Below are 17,052 nucleotides of genomic sequence, written 5' to 3'. Positions count from 1 at the left end.
CGGCAGACTCAGGTGGTGGCGGGCCGGGATTCGGTGACCGCCGGGGCGGTGTCCTGGGCCGGGCTTTGGCGGCCAGGGCGGACCACCGAGACCGCTACCGCACCCAGGGCGCCGACGGCGGCGAACGCGTAGAAGCCCCACGGGTACGCGATTCCGGCCGTCAGGAGCGCGCCGCCGAGGAGGGGGCCGGAGATCGCGCCGATGCGGCCGATTCCGGCGGACCAGCCGAGGCCCGTCGCGCGGATCGCGTCCGGGTAGATCCGGCCGATGTACGCGTACACCAGCACCTGCGCGCTGAACACGAAGCAGCCGGTCAGGAACACCGCCGCGTACAGCCCGACCGCGGGCAGCTTCACGCTCAGCAGAGCCAGGAAGACGGCTCCCGCGACGAACCAGACCCGCGCCGACGGGCGGATGCCGACGCGGTCGGCGACCCGGCCCGCGACGAGCAGGCCGGCGATGCCGCCGAGGTTCAGCGTCAGCAGCAGGCTCAGCGCCGCGCCGAGCGGGTACCCGGCCTGGCGCATGATCTCCGGCAGCCACGTGTTCAGCCCGTACACCAGCAGCAGCCCCATGAACGACGTCACCCAGAACGCGATCGTCGCGCGCAGCAGGCCGCCGCGGAACAGGCCGGCCACCGCGTGCCCGGCCGACCGCTCGGTCTCGCGGACCTGCTGGAACGTCTCCGACTCCGGCAGGAACTTCAGCATCAGCGGGATCAGCGCGACCGCGGGGAGCGCCCCGGCGACGAACATCGCGCGCCAGCCCAGCGGCGCGATCAGCACGATGCCGAGCAGCGCCGTCAGCACCGCGCCGACGTGGTAGCCGGTCATCACCGTGGTCGTCGCGCTGCCGGACTTGCCGCGGCGCGCGTACTCCGTGACCAGTGTGATGGCCGTCGGCAGGCAGCCGCCGAGCCCGAGCCCGGCGACGAACCGCAGCAGGCCGAAGATGAACGTCGATGGCGCGAAAGCGCATAGCAGTGTGCACAGCGAGAACAGCGTCACGGAGATGATCAGTGACTTCCGGCGGCCGATGACGTCGGTGATGGTGCCGATCGCCAGCCCGCCCAGCATCATCCCGGCCAGGCCGACGGTCGAGACGACCGACGCCGTCGCGGGCGTCAGGCCCCAGACGTGGTCGCGCAGCAGCACGGGCAGCACGGAGCCGAGGACGACCAGGTCGAACCCGTCGAGCAGGACGGCGGTCCAGGCCAGGGGCACGACCCAGGAACGGGTGCCAGGGGACATGGGAGAACCTCCGGATGTGCGTCGGTGCACGGTTTCCGTACAGGTGTGCGGATTGCGCACAAGTATGCATGGGTGCTATGTCGCAATCCAGCTCACTTCCATTGGACGGAAGCCGAGCGCATGGCCTCTACCTGGGGAAAGATCACGCGCGTGGAGATCCTGACGCTGATGGGCGTGCTCGCCGGTTCGCTCGCGCTGACCGCGTTCGCCCGCCGCTACAACCTGTCCGCGCCGTTGCTGGTGGTGGTCGTCGCGCTCGGGGTCGCGCTGATCCCCGGCGTGCCGCGGCTGGAGCTGGAGCCGGAGCTGATCCTCACGGTCGTGCTGCCGCCGCTGCTCTACTCGACGTCGCTCGAGAGCTCGGTGACGCACTTCAAGACCAACCTGCGGCCGATCGTCGCGCTCGGCGTGGTGCTGGTGGCGGTGACCGCGGTGGTCGTCGCCGTCGTCGTGCACCTGCTGCTGCCGGACGTGCCCTTCGCGTCGGCGCTGGTCCTCGGCGCGGTGGTGGCACCGCCGGACGCGGTGACGGCGGTGGCGATCGGGCGCAAGCTCGGGCTGCCGCGCCGGCTGATGGCCGTGCTGACCGGGGAAAGCCTGGTCAACGACGCCGCCGCGCTGACGCTGTACAAGGTCGCGCTCGCCGCGGTCGCGGGCACCGCCGGCTCGGCCGGGCACGGGTTCGCGGTGTTCGGCGTGGCGACGGTGCTGGGCATCGGGGTCGGCCTGGCGATCGGCGCGGCGGTCGTGCTGATCCGGCGGCTGCTCGACGACCCGCTGCTGGAGTCGGCGTTCGGGATCATCGTGCCGTTCGGCGCGTACGTCCTCGCCGAGCACCTGCACCCGTTCGGCCCGGAGTTCAGCGGCTCCGGTGTCCTCGCGGTCGTCGCCGCCGGGCTCTACCTCGGCGCGCGCTCGCTCTACGCGTCACCCGCGACGCGCATGCAGGACAGATCGGTCTGGGCGTCGATCGACGTCCTGCTGGAGGCGCTGGTGTTCGCGCTGATGGGGCTGCAGCTGCCGTTCGTGCTCGACGGCGCCCAGCACGCGGCCCGCGACAACGGGACGCTGGCACTGGTCGCGGTGGTCGTGCTGCTGGTGACGATGGTGGTCCGGATCCCGGCGGTGTTCGTCTTCGCGTACCTGCCGCGGACGTTGCGGCTGTTCGGCTACGGGCGCGCGGCCCCGTCGTGGCGGACGCTCACCGTGCTCTCGTGGACCGGCATGCGCGGCGTCGTCACGCTGGCCGCGGCCGCCGGTGTCCCCGCCGCGACGCCGGGACGGGAGGAGATCCAGCTGTTCGCGTTCGCGGTGGCGATCGGGACGGTGCTGATCCAGGGGCTCACGCTGCCGCCGCTGATCCGCGTACTGAAAGTCCAGGACCCGGCGGAGGCTTCCCGCGACGAGGCCGAAGAGCTGGCCGCGCGCGAAGTCGCGAAGAAGGCGGCGCACCAACGGCTTCGGGAGATCAGCCGCGACCGGCTCGCGGAGCTGGACCTGCCGCCAGAGAAGGTCGAACAGCTGAAGGAGCGGCTGAAACGGCTCGTCGACACGCGCTACCGGTTCGCCGAAGCCACGATCAAGCTGTCCGGCGAGGACCGCTCCGGCACCCCACAGGCCCAGTTCGCGAAGGCCCGGAAGGAACTCCTGATCGCCCAGCGCAAGGCGATGATCGACGAGAACCGCGCCGGCCGCCTCGACGACGACATCCTGCAGAAAGTGCTGCGCGAACTGGACCTCGAGGAGATGTCGGTGACGGCGGCGCTCACGAACCGGTTGAGCTGAGCACCGGCACCGCGAGTCAGCGCCGCCGACCCAGAAGCCTTCTCAGGGACCGAAGACGGCTTCGCGGCTGGGTGGTGCCCGCTCGCAGGACCAGTTCGAGCACCGCGGCCTGCTGATCGACGTGCGCGAAACCCGGTGACGCGGTGACCGCGCGCCGCAGGTCCTCGGGATCGGCGGTGGCGGTGCGGAACCCGGCGACCAGGGTCACGTCGATCGGGCCTCGGCTGTGCGTTTCCGGCAAAGGGGGTCTCCTGCGGTGTGGCTGCGGTGTCCGTCCTCTCGTTATCGCGCTGTTACCGCGTGCGTTACCGCTCCCGCGTCGCCCGGTCGAGTGCTTCCGCATCCCGGACGCCGGTGCTCTCAGGACTTGAGAACCCGAGCGAGCGCTTTCAGAATCGCCCACTCTGTGGCGAAATGCCGATCACCGAGGAGCACCCATGTCGCTGACCGACGTCATCGAAGGCACCCGCAAGGCCGTCGACGCGGACCCGCACAACGCCGCCGTCTCCTTCAGCGTGGCCAACACCCTCAAGCCGGGGACCAGGACCGAAGTGCACGTCAAGGTCCGGGACCACGAGTTCGCCGTCGACGAGCCGCCCGCGCTCGGCGGGGCCGACCAGGCCGCCAACCCCGTCGAGTTCGCGCTCGCCGCCCTCGGGTCCTGCCAGGTCATCACCTACCAGTTCTGGGCGGCGAAGCGCGGCATCCCGCTCGACTCCGTCAAGGTCACCGTCGACGGCGACCTCGACCTGCACGGCTTCTTCGGCTTCTCCTTCAACACCCGCCCCGGTTTCGGGGACGTGCGCGTGTCCGTCGAACTGGAAGGGCCGGCGCCCCGCGAGCGCTACGAAGACCTCAAGCGCGAGGTCGACGAGCACTGCCCGGTGCTCGACCTGTTCCGCAACGAGACGCCGGTCAGCACGAAACTGACCTAGACAAACTGGTGCCGGACGATCGTCTGTTCGCGGCCCGGGCCGACGCCGATCGCCGAAATCCGGGCGCCCGACAGCTCTTCCAGGCGCTCGACGTACGCGCGCGCGTTCGCCGGGAGCTCCTCGAACGTGCGGCACGCCGAGATGTCCTCGAACCAGCCCGGGTGCTCTTCGTAGATCGGGATCGCGTGGTGCACGTCGGTCTGCGTCATCGGCATGTCCTGGGTGCGGAAGCCGTCGACCTCGTAACCCACGCACACCGGCACCTTCTCCAGGCCGGACAGCACGTCCAGCTTGGTGAGGAAGTAGTCGGTGATGCCGTTGACGCGGACCGCGTAGCGCGCGATCACCGCGTCGAACCAGCCGGTGCGCCGCGACCGGCCGGTGGTGACGCCGAACTCGCCGCCCTGCTTGCGCAGGTACTCGCCGGACTCGTCGTGCAGCTCGGTCGGGAACGGGCCCGAGCCGACGCGGGTCGTGTACGCCTTGAGGATGCCGAGGACCGTGGTGATGCGGCCCGGGCCGATGCCCGACCCCGCGCTCGCGCCGCCGGACGTCGGGTTCGACGACGTCACGAACGGGTAGGTGCCGTGGTCGACGTCGAGCAGCGTGCCCTGGGAGCCTTCGAGCAGCACGGTTTCGCCGCGCTCGAGGGCCTGGTTGAGCTGCAGGCGCGTGTCGGCGATGCGGTGCGCGAACTTCTCGCCGGCGGCCAGCACCTCGTCGGCGACCTGGTCCGCCTCGAGTGCCTTGCGGTTGTAGACCTTCACCAGCACCTGGTTCTTGAACTCCAGCGCGGCTTCGACCTTCTGGCGGAAGATCTTCTCGTCGAGCAGGTCCTGCACGCGGACGCCGACGCGGGCGATCTTGTCCTGGTAGCACGGGCCGATGCCGCGGCCGGTGGTGCCGATCTTGCGGCTGCCGAGGTAGCGCTCGGTGACTTTGTCGATGGCCACGTGGTACGGCATGATCAAGTGCGCGTCGGCCGAGATCAGCAGCTTGGACGTGTCGACGTCCCGCGCTTCGAGGCCGGACAGCTCGTCGAGCAGCACACCCGGGTCGACCACCACGCCGTTGCCGATGACGTTCGTCACGCCGGGGGTGAGGATGCCGGACGGGATGAGGTGCAGGGCGAAGTTCTCGCCGTTCGGCAGGACGACCGTGTGACCGGCGTTGTTGCCACCCTGGTAACGGACGACCCACTGGACCCGGTCACCCATCAGGTCGGTGGCCTTGCCCTTGCCTTCGTCCCCCCATTGGGCACCGATGAGCACGATGGCCGGCATGTGACACTCCAAGGTGTTCGACGACGTGAGGTTTAGTGTCCCGGACGGACACCGGTGGCGCTGAGGAAATGCCGGTGCATGACTGTAACGGAGGTCCTGCGGGTGCGCGGACTAGTGGTGGCCTGTGGCGATGCGGCGGCGGGCTTCGAAGAGGTCGATGATGTCGAATCGATCCGCGTGCCCAGCCGGCCCGGCAAGACGGAAATCGACCCCTTGCTGGGCGAACACGATCACCTCGTCGTGTCGGGCACGGACGCGGACCTGGCGGCTGTGGTCTTGAGGCTGCTGCGCAAGGACGCGCTCTCCGGCGTGTCGGTCGGGTTCGTGCCGTCCTCGCCGGACTCGGCCGTCGCCTCGCTCTGGGGGCTGCCGAAGACGCCGCTGCAGGCCCTCGCGCTCGCCCTGCGCGGGGAGGTCGACCCGGTGCCGCTGATCCGCGACGACGTCGGCGGCGTGCTCGTCGGGCGCGGCGTGCTGCGGCTCGTCCGCGGCGTGGCCTACGCCGACGAGGCGGTGGCGCTGCGCGGGCCGGCGTCGTCGATCGAGGTGACGCCGGATCCGGAGGGACCCGGCCTGGCCGTCCGGGTCACAAAGGGGACGATCTTCAAGCGGCCGACGACGCTTTACTCGCGCGCGTTCCAGATCGGCTGCATCCCGACGCGGCCCGTCAGCGACGACGTCGTCCACGAGCGGGCGGTGAACAAGTGGACGTGGTACCGGCACACCCAAGACCTTCGGCTGGTCCGCGGACCGGCCTGACCTGCTAGTTTCACGATTGAGCGAGCCAGCGGCAACGCAGCGTTCACCAACGGGCAGCAACATGTCACCTATACGTGTTGCACACGCCACTCCGGTGTATCAGGGTTAGCTGTCCCCACACCTGAACCGGAGGCAGCAAAATGCCAACCAGGCGTGCTGTTCGTCATTCGTTCACCATTCTCGCGGCCACCGCCGTGCTCTCCGGCACGCTGGTCAGCGTCGCCGATGCCACCCCGCCGGGCATCCCTTCGGCGGCCACGGCGAAGTCCGAGCTCGCGTCGCTGACCGTCAAGGCCGACGGTTCGCAGACCGGCTACAGCCGGGACAAGTTCCCGCACTGGATCGACCAGGGCAACAGCTGCAACACCCGCGAGGTGGTGCTCAAGCGCGACGGCACGAACGTCGTCACCGGGTCCGACTGCGCGGCGACGTCCGGCAGCTGGTTCAGCCCGTACGACGGCGCGACCTGGACGGCGACGTCCGATGTGGACATCGACCACGTCGTGCCGCTGGCCGACGCGTGGCGCACCGGCGCGTCCGCGTGGACGACCGCGCAGCGCCAGGCGTACGCGAACGACCTCACCGACCCGCAACTGATCGCCGTGACGGACAACGTCAACCAGCAGAAGGGCGACAAGTCGCCCGACCAGTGGAAGCCGCCGCTCACGAGCTACTGGTGCACCTACGCGAAGATGTGGACCGCGGTGAAGTACAAGTTCAAGCTGACGATCAACAGCGCCGAGAAGACCGCGCTGACGGACATGCTCGGCCGCTGCTGATCGCGGGCGGTTAGTCAAGGGGCATTCGTTGCGGTGCCAGGGGTTGGGACCGCGGTTCGCTCTGTGGGACGGCCTTCAGCGCGTGGTTAGCGTCGCTCATCGAAGACGCAACCGCTCCCCGCTGGAGGCCGTCCGGTGTCCCCACTCTTCCGCGCCCGCAACGCCGCGGCCCTGCTCGCCCTGCCCGTCCTGCTGACCGCCTGCTCCGCCGCCGGCACCGAACAAGCCGCGTCCGGCCCGCCGAAACCCGGCGGCACGCTGCGCCTGGGCATCTCGTCGGCGCCCGACTGCATCGACCCGCAGCAGACCGCGACGAACGCGTCCATCAACGTCGCGCGCCAGCTGGTCGACTCGCTCACCGACCAGGACCCGAAGACCGGCGAGATCAAGCCGTGGCTGGCCGAGAAGTGGGAGGTCAGCGCCGATTCGACGGCGTTCACCTTCCACCTCCGCGCCGGCGCGACGTTCTCCGACGGCAGCCCGGTCGACGCCGCCGCCGTCAAGACGAGCTTCGACGGCATCAAGGCCCTCGGTACGAAAGCCCAGCTCGGCTACGGCTACCTGGCCGCGTACAAGGCGTCGACCGTGGTCGATCCGCGGACCGTGCGCCTCGAGTTCTCCGCGCCCAGCGCCCAGTTCCTGCAGGCCAGCTCGACGATGTCGCTCGGCGTGCTCGCGCCCGCGGCGTTCCAGAGGACGCCCGAACAGCGCTGCCAAGGCAACGGCCTGATCGGCTCCGGGCCCTTCGTCTTCGAAAGCCTGAAGCAGAACCAGGAGATCGTCCTGGCCAAGCGCAAGGGCTACAACTGGGGCTCGTCGCTGTTCAAGCACCAGGGCGAGGCCTACCTCGACAAGATCGACTACAAGATCGTGCCGGAGCCCGGCGTCCGCACCGGCAGCCTCGCGTCCGGCCAGCTCGACGCGGCCACCGACATCCAGCCGGTCGACGAGCCGCAGTTCACGGGCAACGGCTTCAGCGAGAACATCCGGCCCAACCCCGGCGTCGTGTTCAACCTGCACGCCAACACCACCCGCGGCGTGCTCGCCGACGAGAAGGTGCGCCAGGCCGTGCTCAAGGGCGTCGACCGCACCGAGGTCGTGAACACCGTGCTGACGGCGTCCTACAAGCCCGCCACCAGCATCCTCGGCTCGGCGACGCCGCTGTACGACGACCTCTCGCAGCAGCTCGCGTACGACCAGAAGGGCGCGGCCGCGCTCCTCGACGCCGACGGCTGGGTGCCCGGCCCGGACGGGATCCGCGTCAAGAACGGGCAGCCGCTGAGCGCGTCCGTGGTGTTCTCGCCGGTGTTCAACCAGAACCGCAGCGTGCTGGAGCTGGTCCAGCAGCAGCTGCGCAAGATCGGCTTCGACCTGCGGATCGAGCAGCACACGACGGCCGAGACCACGCAGATCCAGCTGTCCGGCAACTACGACTTCCTCTGGTACAACGTCACACGCGCCGACCCGGACATCCTGCGCGGCCAGTTCTCGACGAAGGCCGGCAACCGCAGCAAGCTCACGCCGGGCAACCCCCTGGATGTGGCACTGGACGCCCAGTCGTCCACTGTGGACAAGACCAAGCGCAAGCCGTCGGCCGACGAGGTGCAGAAGCTGATCGTCGACCACGCCTACGCGATCCCGGTGTTCGAGCTGACCCAGGTCGTCGCGCTGAGCTCGCAGGCGCACGCCGTCGACTTCGAAGCGTCTTCGCGGCTGCAGCTCTTCGACGCGTGGCTCTCGTGAGGCGTTACCTGCTCCGCCGCGTCGGGCAGGCGGTGTTCGTGCTGTGGGCGGCGTTTACGCTGTCGTTCCTGATCCTCTACCTGCTGCCGGGCGACGCTGTTTCGGCGAAGCTCGCCAGCGGGGAGGCGGGTTCGTCGGCGACGCCGGAGCAGCTCGCCGCCGCCCGCGCGGAGTACGGCCTCGACTCGCCGTTGCCGGTCCAGTACGTGAAACGGCTGGTCTCGGCGCTGCACGGCGACTTCGGCCGCAGCGTCGCGACCGGCGACGACGCGTCGCACATGGTCGTCACGGCGTTGCCGCCGACACTCGCCGTGACCAGCCTGGCGCTGGTCTTCGCGGTGCTCTTCGGTGGCGGGTCGGCGTTCCTCGGGACGTTCACGCGGTTCCGCTGGCTGCGGCAGGCGCTGCTGTCCTTGCCGTCGCTGGCGATCTCGCTGCCGCCGTTCTGGGTCGGGCTGCTGCTGATCCAGTTCTTCTCGTTCCGGCTGCGGCTGCTGCCCGCGCTCGGCACGCAGGGCTTCTCCGCGGTGATCCTGCCCGCGATCACGCTGGCCCTGCCGACCGGCGCGATCATCGGGCAGGTGCTGGCGAAGAGCCTCGCCACGCAGCAGGAGGAGCCGTACGCGGAGATCGCGGCAGCCAAGGGCGCGAGCCGCTGGCGAGTCCACTTCGGACACCTCCTGCGCAACGCCGCCGTGCCGACGCTGACCGTCGCCGGCGTGGTGGCGGGCAACCTCGTCGCGGGGTCGGTGATCACCGAGACGGTGTTCTCGCGCGACGGCGTCGGCCGGATCACCGCGGCCGCCGTCACCGCGCAGGACGTCCCGGTGGTTCAGGCGGTGATCGTGCTGGCCGCGCTGGTGTTCGTGGTGCTCAACCTGATCGTCGACCTGCTGTACCCGCTGCTCGACCCGCGCATCGCGCGGACCCCGGAGGTGGCCCGTGGTTGACCTCGCCACCCCGGTCGTCCGCCGCCCCGGGCTCGTGATCGCCGTCGCCGTGCTGGCGTTCGTGCTGCTCGCGGCCTTCGTGCCGGGCCTGCTGACCGGGTACGACCCGATCACCGGCGTCCCCGTCGAGCGACTGCAGGGACCGTCGCTGCACCACTTCTTCGGCACCGACGAGACCGGCCGTGACGTCTACGCCCGGGTGATCCACGGCGCGTCGCTCTCGCTGCGGGCCACCGCGATCGCCGTCCTCGTGGCGCTGGTCGCGGGCTCGGCGCTCGGCCTGCTGGCCGGGTTCCGCGGCGGCTGGGCGGACACGGCGATCATGCGGGTCGTCGACGTCTTCCTGGCCATCCCGCCGATCCTGCTGTCGCTGGCCCTGGTCACGGCGCTGGGCTTCGGCACGACGAACGTCGCGATCGCCGTCGGCATCGCGAACCTCGCGTCCTTCGCGCGAGTCATGCGCGCGGAGGTGCTTCGCGTGCGAAACGGCGTGTTCGTCGAAGCGGCGCGCGCCAGCGGAGTGCGCTGGTCCGGCGTGCTGCTGCGGCACGTGCTGCCGAACGCGGCGGGCCCGGTGCTCGCGCTGGCGACGCTCACGCTCGGCACGGCCGTGCTCGAAGTGTCCGCACTGAGCTTCCTGGGTTTCGGCGCGACGCCGCCGACGCCGGAGTGGGGCTCGCTCGTCGCGGGCGGGCGGAGCTTCTTGGCCACGGCCTGGTGGATGACGACGTTCCCGGGGCTGACGGTCGCGGCGGTCGTCCTCGCCGCGAACCGGCTGTCCCGCGCACTGGACGGAGGAGACCGATGACCCTGCTGCGGATTTCGGACCTGGCCGTGTCGTACCGGAAGGTCCCGGCGGTACGGGACGTCGGACTGCACGTCGACGCGGGCGAGGTGGTCGCCGTCGTCGGGGAGTCGGGCTCGGGCAAGTCGACCACCGCGCACGCGGCGATCGGCTTGCTGCCCCGCGGTGGCCGGATCGACGGCGGTTCGATCACCTTCGACGGCCGTGACCTGCTCGGGCTGTCGCCCCGGCAGTGGCGCTCGGTGCGTGGGCGCGAGATCGCGCTGGTGCCGCAGGACCCGGCGGTGTCGCTGAACCCCGTGCACCGGATCGGCGACCAGGTCGCGGAGGTGCTGAAGATCCACGGCCTCGCGGACCGGCGCGCCGCTGGTGTCCAGGCCATCGAGCTGCTCGAACGCGCGGGCGTCCCCTCGCCGGAGCTGCGGGCGCGGCAGTACCCGCACCAGCTGTCGGGCGGCCTCCGGCAGCGCGTGCTGATCGCGTCGGCGCTGGCCGGACGGCCGAAGCTGATCATCGCGGACGAGCCGACGTCGGCGCTGGACGTCACCGTGCAGCGCCGGATCCTCGACCACCTGACGTCGCTGGCCGCGGAGTCGGGGACGGCGATTCTGCTGATCACGCACGACTTGGGCGTCGCGGCCGACCGCGCGTCACGGATCGTGGTGCTCTCTGATGGTGTGGTCGTCGAGGAGGGTTCTTCGGTGGTCAGCGCGCCGACGCACCCCTACACGCGGCAGCTGCTCGCGGCGGCGCCGAGCATGACGAGCACCGTGCGTCCGGCGGCCCCGGCCGCCGAGCCGCTGGTTTCAGTGCGCGACCTGGCGAAGACGTTCGACGGCGGGATCCGCGCGGTCGACGGCGTTTCGTTCGACATCCCGCGCGGCCAGACGCTGGCCCTGGTGGGCGAGTCGGGCTCGGGCAAGTCGACAACGGCCCGGATGGTGCTGCGGCTGGAGACACCGTCGGCGGGTTCGATTTCCTTCGACGGCCAGGACATCACGTCGTTGGGTGGCCCCGAGCTGCGCCGGCTGCGGCGGCGGATGCAGATCGTGTACCAGAACCCGTACGCGTCGCTGAACCCGAAGTTCTCGATCGAGGACGTCGTCGCGGAGCCGCTGCGGGCGTTCGGGCTGCCGCGCACCCGGGTCCCGTCGCTGCTGGACCAGGTGGCGTTGCCGTCATCGGTGGCGCGCCGAAAGCCATCCGAGCTGTCGGGCGGCCAGCGACAGCGGGTGGCGATCGCGCGCGCGTTGGCGTTGCGACCGGACCTGGTGATCTGCGACGAGCCGGTGTCGGCGCTGGACGTGTCGGTGCAGGCCCAGATCCTGCGGCTGCTGGCGGAGCTGCAGTCGTCGCTGGGGTTGTCGTACCTGTTCATTTCTCACGACCTGGCGGTGGTCCGGCAGCTGGCGGACCAGGTAGGAGTGATGCGCGAGGGCGCGCTGGTGGAGCTGGGCCCGGCTTCGCAGGTCCTGGAGGAGCCGAAGTCGGAGTACACGAAGGAGCTCCTGGACGCGATCCCCGGGCGTTCCGCGCAGGAAGTGGTCTGAATCAGTGACTACCGCAGCCGCCGAGCGCCTGACAATCCTTCCGGTACCGGTCCGCGTTGTGGTAGCCGAAACGCAGCGAGAGGGCGTGCGCTCGACGCGGATCCGCTTCGGACAGCCATTCCGGCTCGATCTCAAGCCTTCGCACCGGCGCCGGAAAGTCGCAGATCACGGGCCAGACGTCGGCCGGCCGGCAGCATTTGGCCGGCCAGCCGTTCTCGCGGCGAAACCCGTCGAGATAGCGCACGGTCACCCAGCTTCCCAGGCCCAAACCGGGTCACCTGGGTCGTAAGACGTCGCCGACTGGTAAGCACCGACGTGGGTGAGACCTGGTGAGCCCGTCATCTGGAACTGCGCGGCTCCTCCCATGACGCGGTATTCATCCGGTGTCATGAAAGGCCGCACGACGAAGGGGTCCCATCGCGAGTCATGCCTCACGAGGCTGATGTTGCCTCGACTCACCGTGAAGTACTCGGGAGTCCCCGCGGGCAACAACCGCATACCTTCGAGGTGCCCGTACCGCGCGCTCGTGGCAACCTTGATCCGGGTGTAGCGTGCCCTGGCCGGGAATCGAGCTTCTCGACCCTGACGACCCGCCCCGGAGCCCAGTTGTCACGACCGAAGTGCCGAACCAGAACCTTCTCGCCGAACCGATAGTCAACTACCCGCATGTGCGAGGCTTGGGCTTCTCTCATTCTCCTTGCGAATGAGAGGCAGAACCCCGGCCACGGTGTCCACAAACCACGAGAATCACCGGAAACCCGGCCATATGTCGACAAGCGAGACAGGAAACCGGACAAGTTCGACGGTGGGTGTTTCCCCAACCACCCGCCGCGACGTATGGTCTGGACCATGCGGAGGATCGGCGTGGCCTTCGTGGCCTTGGTGCTGATGATTTCGGGTGCGGTGCCGGCTTCGGCCGCCGCCGGACGCAGGGTTGTCGTCTACTACCAGACCATCTACAACGGCTCCACCTACGTCTCGCCGCTGCCGCTGCGCGATGCCGGGGCCACGGACGTCGTCGTCGGGGCCATCCACCTCGATGCCAACAGCGTCGTGCACCTCAACGACGATCCGCCGAACGCGAGCAAGTTCACGCGGATGTGGCAGGACCTCGCGACCCTGCGCGGCCAGGGCGTGCACGTCCTCGCCTTCGTCGGCGGGGCCGCCGCGGGCAGCTTCCAGCGGCTCGAAACCCAGTTCGACACCTACTACCCGCTGCTGCGCAACCTCATCCGGACCTACTCGCTGTCCGGCATCGACCTCGACGTCGAAGAGCACATGTCCAACGCGGCGCTCAACAAGGTCATCGACGCCCTGCGCGCCGACTTCGGCAGCTCGTTCCTTGTCACCCTCGCTCCGGTGGCGACCGAGCTCAGCGGCGGTGGCGGGCTCTCGGGCCTGAACTACGACACGCTCTACCGCGACCGCGGCAGCCAGATCTCGTGGTTCAACACGCAGTTCTACTGCGGCTGGGGCTCGCTCAGCAGCACGTCGGGCTACGACAACATCATCCGCCGCGGGGTGGTCCCCGCGAGCAAGGTCGTCGCCGGGACCGTGACCAACCCCGCCAACTGCAGCGGATACGTCGCCATGTCGACACTCCAGGCCACCGTCCGGAGCCTCATCGGCAAGTACGCGGACTTCGGCGGGATCGACGGCTGGGAGTACTTCAACTCCCTGCCCGGCGGGACGTCGGCGCCGCAGCAGTGGGTGCAGCAAATCGCTCCGGTCGTGAAGGGCTGACGAGTACGCTCGGGCCGGTGCGGATCCTCTTCACGTGCCGCCCGGCGTACGGCCACCTGTTTCCCTTGCTGCCGCTGGCGAACGCGGCCGTCGAAGCCGGTCACGAAGTCGTCTTCGGCACCGGCGAGGCCTTCGTGCCCAAGGTGCGCGACCTCGGGTTCGACGTCCACCGCGCCGGGATCGGCATCGGCGAGGCGGAGGCCGAAGCCAAGAAGCGGCACGGCGAGGACGCCGGTTTCCTGGACGTCGGCATCACCATGTTCGCCGAGCTGCTGCCGCGGTCCCTGCTCGACGACCTGACGCCGTTGCTCCCCGAACTGCGCCCCGACCTGGTCATCTACGAGATGAGCGACGTCGGCGCCGGCATCGCGGCCCGCCGGGCGGGCATCCCCGCCGTCGCGGTCGTGATCGGGCGGTCGATGCCGCCGGAGCTCCTGTCCGTCGCCGCCGAACGGCTGCGGCCGCTGTGGGGCACGCTCCCCTCGGACGCGCTGTTCGGCGACGCCTGCGTCGACGTCTGGCCGGACAGCGTCCGCGACCCGGGCACCGCCGCCGTGCCGAAGGTGTTCCGGATGCGCCCGACACCGTTCGACCCCGACGTCCCGCTGCCCCCGCTCCCGGAAGACGGCTTCGTCTACCTGACGCTGGGCACGGTCGTCTTCGGCGCGACGGACGTCCTGCGCGGCGCGATCCGCGCCCTTTCCCAGCTGGACGTGGACGTGCTGGTGGCGCTCGGCCCCGGCGATCCCGCTCTTCTGGGCCCGCTACCGGACCGCGTGCAGGCGGCCGGGTTCGTGCCGCAGGCCGAGGTCTTGAAACACGCGGGCCTGGTCGTGCACCACGGCGGAACGGGCACGGTGCTCGCCTCGCTCGCCGCCGGGCTGCCTCAGCTGATCCTGCCGCAGGGCGCCGACCAGTTCGCGAACGCCGAGACGCTGTCGACGCTCGGCGTCGCGCGGGCCCTGGTCGGCGACGAGGTCCGGATCCCCGCGCTCGAGACGGCGGCGCGCGAGCTGCTCACGGATCCGAAACCCCGCGACATCGCGCGGGGCATCGCGGCCGAGATCGCGGAAATGCCCCCGCCGGCGCACGTCCTGGCCGAGATCGTCAGCTGGGCGGGCTGACCAGCGCCAGGATCTCGCGCGCGACGGCGTCGTTCTGGCGGAAGCTCGACGCGTTCGTCCGAGGCCGGGTGAACGCCGCCGCCGAGCGGGCGCTCGTGTGCGGGCCCACCGCGAACCGGTGGGGGTGCGGGTGGCCCGTTCCGTCGAGCAGGCGGGAGTCCGACACCCGCGTGTGGATCCGGCCCGACGGCAGCAACGCGCCCGTCACCGGGTCCGCCACCGTCTCCTCGGCAAGCTCGCCTACGTCGCGCAGCTGCTGGAGCAGGCCGTCCGCCGCGCGCGTGACGCTCGGGCCCGGCAGCCTCGCTTCGACCAAAGTCCGCGCCGAAACCGTTCCCGGGTAGCTCGCGCTGGACGCGACGAACGCCTCGCCGTCCGTCGTCACCCGCATTTCCGCGCCGGCGAACGAAACCACGCCCGCCTGGTGCAGGGCCAGCAGCTCCTCCAGCCGGCGCGGCGGCGGCCCGCTGGCGTAGTACGAGAAGAACCCGTGGAACCAGCCGTCCATATCGGACACTTGCGAAGATGCGTCCAACCGTCCTTTTTGGACGAGCACCGGCAGCTGGCCGTACACCGACAGCAACGCCATGAACGCGCCCAGGTCGGCGCTGAACTCCTGGTCGGCCCGGCGCGCGAGGTCGGCTTCGATGTACTCCCGCAGCTGCTTGCCGAACTCCTCGCCCGAGCCGAACTCGCTGCCGGCCATCGGCCGGTCGAGCCGGTCGAGGTCGAGCCGGTCGGCCTCGGCGGGCACCGCCCGGTCGACGAGGTCGCGCATCCCCGGCGAGTCCCACGGCAGGTCGGCGAAGGCGTCGGCGAACACGACGAAGTCCATGCGCACGCGGTCCGGGTGCCCGGTGAACAGCTCGCTGTAGTACCCCCAGGCCAGCTCCTTCGCGATCAGCGGCCAGACGTCCGCGCGGAAGTCGAGGGCGTCGCCGGGCAGCCCGTCCATCGCGTAGGCGTCGAAGAACCTGGGCAGCCGCAACGGTTTCCCGCGCAGCCGGTAGCCGATCTTCGCGTGGTAAGGCACCCCGCGGCGCGAGCCGACGTGCAGCACCGGCTCGGCGCCGCTCGGGTGGTAGCGCAGACCGCCGCACGGGAGGTCCTCGAACCGGCCGCCGCGGCCCTCGGTCAGCAGCAGCATCAGGTCGACGAACGCCAGCCCGAACCCGCGCACCAGCACGGTTTCGCCGGGAGCGATGCCGGAGTAGTCGACGTCGGCGGTGTAGCCGGCCGGGTAGTAGGCGAGCCCGTGCCGCGCGGCGAACGTGACGAGCTCGAGCTCCCGTTCGTCCGGTTCCGCGTCAAGGTGCCCGACGGTGAACACGACGGCGTCCGCGCGCACGGTCGTACCGTCAGACAGTCTGACGGTATGACCGTCGACCCCGACGGCCCGCGCGGCGTGCTCGACGACGTCGATGCCCTCGGGCAGGTCGCCGAGGATCTCGCGGTAGACCCAGGTCAGGTAGGCGCTCTGCAGCCGCCGGGTCGGGAAGTCGAAGCTGTCGAGCGCGGTCAGCTCGGCGACGACGTCGGGCGGGACTTCGGCGTCGAGCGCGCCGTCACGCACCTTCCGCGCCCATTCCAGCAGCGTCGGCCCCGGCCGCACCGGGCCCGCCATCTTCACCGAGTCGTCGGTGAACATCGTGACGTCCTCGGGCATGGAGTTCATCCGCAGCAGCGGCGACTGGTCGTAGCGCCACACCCGGCCGGGCCCCGGCGGGAACGGATCGATCAGGTGCACCTCGAGCCGGCGGTCCCGCAGGAGCTCGGAGTTCGCGCCGAGCCGCTCGAGGACGCCGACCCCCCGGGGTCCGGCGCCCACGACGGCGAGGGTGAACGGCGCGCGCTCGGCCATGAGCCCGAAGCTACGCGCGGGCTCCCGACCAGGACGTCCTTCCCATACTCCGGAATTCCGGGAATAAAACCAAACACTCCGGCTCGCGGCGCCGAATCCCCGGGGCCACCACGGCGAGAGGAGCGGATTTGTCCGTTGTCCACGCAGGCGCCCGGGCCTTTTCCCCCTTACCGCGACCGCGAAGACGTGCTGGATGAGATAGGCCCGCCGCACCGCGTTCACACCGCGCAGGACGTGGTCGGCACCCTGCTCAGGGGCAACTGGGCGATCTTCGCGCACGAATGGGCCGACCCCGACGGGATCGACCCGAAGCACTGGCGAGACGTCGTCGAGGCCGCGTCGGAAGCGGCCGGGGTCGACGTCGAGTTCGTCGTCGTCCCGCGCCGGTCCCTGACCGTCGTGTTCAACCGGGCCGCGCCACCCACCTTCGAGCAGGTCCGAGCGTCGATCGAGGTGATCGAGCGGTACCGGACCTGAAGGTGGTC

The 17,052-nt window shown here is 70.3% G+C and carries 16 protein-coding genes; 11 read left to right on the top strand and 5 right to left on the bottom strand.

The window, feature by feature from the left end; translation table 11 throughout:
* Positions 1 to 8: 8 nt before the first annotated feature.
* Positions 9 to 1,250, bottom strand: coding sequence for an MFS transporter (locus tag ACZ7PG_RS19340; protein ID WP_470240386.1), 1,242 nt, complete (start codon positions 1,248 to 1,250; stop codon positions 9 to 11).
* 150 nt (positions 1,251 to 1,400) lie between these two features.
* Here ACZ7PG_RS19340 and ACZ7PG_RS19335 point away from each other — a divergent pair, with 150 nt between their 5' ends.
* Positions 1,401 to 3,035, top strand: a complete 1,635-nt coding sequence (locus tag ACZ7PG_RS19335) for a cation:proton antiporter (RefSeq protein WP_470240808.1) — start codon at positions 1,401 to 1,403, stop codon at positions 3,033 to 3,035.
* A 16-nt stretch (positions 3,036 to 3,051) separates the two neighbouring features.
* Here the strand turns inward: ACZ7PG_RS19335 and ACZ7PG_RS19330 are convergent, their stop codons facing one another.
* Positions 3,052 to 3,243, bottom strand: a complete 192-nt coding sequence (locus tag ACZ7PG_RS19330) for a hypothetical protein (protein ID WP_470240385.1) — start codon at positions 3,241 to 3,243, stop codon at positions 3,052 to 3,054.
* 229 nt (positions 3,244 to 3,472) lie between these two features.
* Here ACZ7PG_RS19330 and ACZ7PG_RS19325 point away from each other — a divergent pair, with 229 nt between their 5' ends.
* Positions 3,473 to 3,970 carry an OsmC family protein gene (locus ACZ7PG_RS19325; protein WP_470240384.1) on the top strand — a complete coding sequence of 166 codons (498 nt, stop codon included), beginning with the start codon at positions 3,473 to 3,475 and terminating at the stop codon, positions 3,968 to 3,970.
* Here ACZ7PG_RS19325 and ACZ7PG_RS19320 read toward each other — a convergent pair.
* On the bottom strand, positions 3,967 to 5,253 hold the full coding sequence (locus ACZ7PG_RS19320) for an adenylosuccinate synthase (protein WP_470240383.1): 1,287 nt from the start codon (positions 5,251 to 5,253) through the stop codon (positions 3,967 to 3,969). The two genes, ACZ7PG_RS19325 and ACZ7PG_RS19320, sit on opposite strands and share 4 nt — an antisense overlap.
* 78 nt (positions 5,254 to 5,331) lie before the next feature.
* Between ACZ7PG_RS19320 and ACZ7PG_RS19315 the strand changes: the two genes are divergently transcribed.
* The 6 genes from ACZ7PG_RS19315 (at position 5,332) to ACZ7PG_RS19290 (ending at position 11,839) form a co-directional block, all read left to right on the top strand.
* Positions 5,332 to 6,012, top strand: a complete 681-nt coding sequence (locus ACZ7PG_RS19315) for a hypothetical protein (protein WP_470240382.1) — start codon at positions 5,332 to 5,334, stop codon at positions 6,010 to 6,012.
* Positions 6,013 to 6,152: 140 nt separating this feature from the next.
* Positions 6,153 to 6,791: an HNH endonuclease family protein gene (locus ACZ7PG_RS19310; RefSeq protein WP_470240381.1), complete on the top strand. Its 639-nt coding sequence runs from the start codon at positions 6,153 to 6,155 to the stop codon at positions 6,789 to 6,791.
* Between the two features lie 135 nt (positions 6,792 to 6,926).
* Complete coding sequence (locus ACZ7PG_RS19305; RefSeq protein WP_470240380.1) at positions 6,927 to 8,534, top strand: ABC transporter substrate-binding protein; 1,608 nt, start codon at positions 6,927 to 6,929, stop codon at positions 8,532 to 8,534.
* Positions 8,531 to 9,484, top strand: a complete 954-nt coding sequence (locus ACZ7PG_RS19300; protein ID WP_470240807.1) for an ABC transporter permease — start codon at positions 8,531 to 8,533, stop codon at positions 9,482 to 9,484. Before ACZ7PG_RS19305 ends, ACZ7PG_RS19300 begins: the two co-directional genes overlap by 4 nt.
* Positions 9,477 to 10,292, top strand: coding sequence for an ABC transporter permease (locus ACZ7PG_RS19295; RefSeq protein ID WP_470240379.1), 816 nt, complete (start codon positions 9,477 to 9,479; stop codon positions 10,290 to 10,292). The genes ACZ7PG_RS19300 and ACZ7PG_RS19295 overlap by 8 nt, the downstream gene beginning before the upstream one ends.
* Positions 10,289 to 11,839, top strand: coding sequence for a dipeptide ABC transporter ATP-binding protein (locus ACZ7PG_RS19290; protein ID WP_470240378.1), 1,551 nt, complete (start codon positions 10,289 to 10,291; stop codon positions 11,837 to 11,839). Before ACZ7PG_RS19295 ends, ACZ7PG_RS19290 begins: the two co-directional genes overlap by 4 nt.
* A 1-nt stretch (position 11,840) precedes the next feature.
* Here ACZ7PG_RS19290 and ACZ7PG_RS19285 read toward each other — a convergent pair whose 3' ends face one another.
* Positions 11,841 to 12,083 carry a hypothetical protein gene (locus ACZ7PG_RS19285; RefSeq protein WP_470240377.1) on the bottom strand — a complete coding sequence of 81 codons (243 nt, stop codon included), beginning with the start codon at positions 12,081 to 12,083 and terminating at the stop codon, positions 11,841 to 11,843.
* Between the two features lie 605 nt (positions 12,084 to 12,688).
* Here ACZ7PG_RS19285 and ACZ7PG_RS19280 point away from each other — a divergent pair.
* Complete coding sequence (locus ACZ7PG_RS19280; RefSeq protein ID WP_470240376.1) at positions 12,689 to 13,582, top strand: glycosyl hydrolase family 18 protein; 894 nt, start codon at positions 12,689 to 12,691, stop codon at positions 13,580 to 13,582.
* Between the two features lie 17 nt (positions 13,583 to 13,599).
* Positions 13,600 to 14,706: a glycosyltransferase gene (locus tag ACZ7PG_RS19275; protein WP_470240375.1), complete on the top strand. Its 1,107-nt coding sequence runs from the start codon at positions 13,600 to 13,602 to the stop codon at positions 14,704 to 14,706.
* Here ACZ7PG_RS19275 and ACZ7PG_RS19270 read toward each other — a convergent pair.
* Complete coding sequence (locus ACZ7PG_RS19270; protein WP_470240374.1) at positions 14,690 to 16,567, bottom strand: FAD/NAD(P)-binding protein; 1,878 nt, start codon at positions 16,565 to 16,567, stop codon at positions 14,690 to 14,692. The genes ACZ7PG_RS19275 and ACZ7PG_RS19270 overlap by 17 nt on opposite strands.
* A 186-nt stretch (positions 16,568 to 16,753) precedes the next feature.
* On the opposite strand from ACZ7PG_RS19270, the gene ACZ7PG_RS19265 reads away from it, so the two are divergent.
* Positions 16,754 to 17,044: a hypothetical protein gene (locus tag ACZ7PG_RS19265; protein ID WP_470240373.1), complete on the top strand. Its 291-nt coding sequence runs from the start codon at positions 16,754 to 16,756 to the stop codon at positions 17,042 to 17,044.
* The last annotated feature ends 8 nt before the right edge of the window (positions 17,045 to 17,052 follow it).

Source organism: Amycolatopsis sp. NPDC114504 (assembly GCF_055633595.1).
Note: the sequence above shows the minus strand (reverse complement) of the source record. Positions and strands in the feature narration are given on the sequence as shown.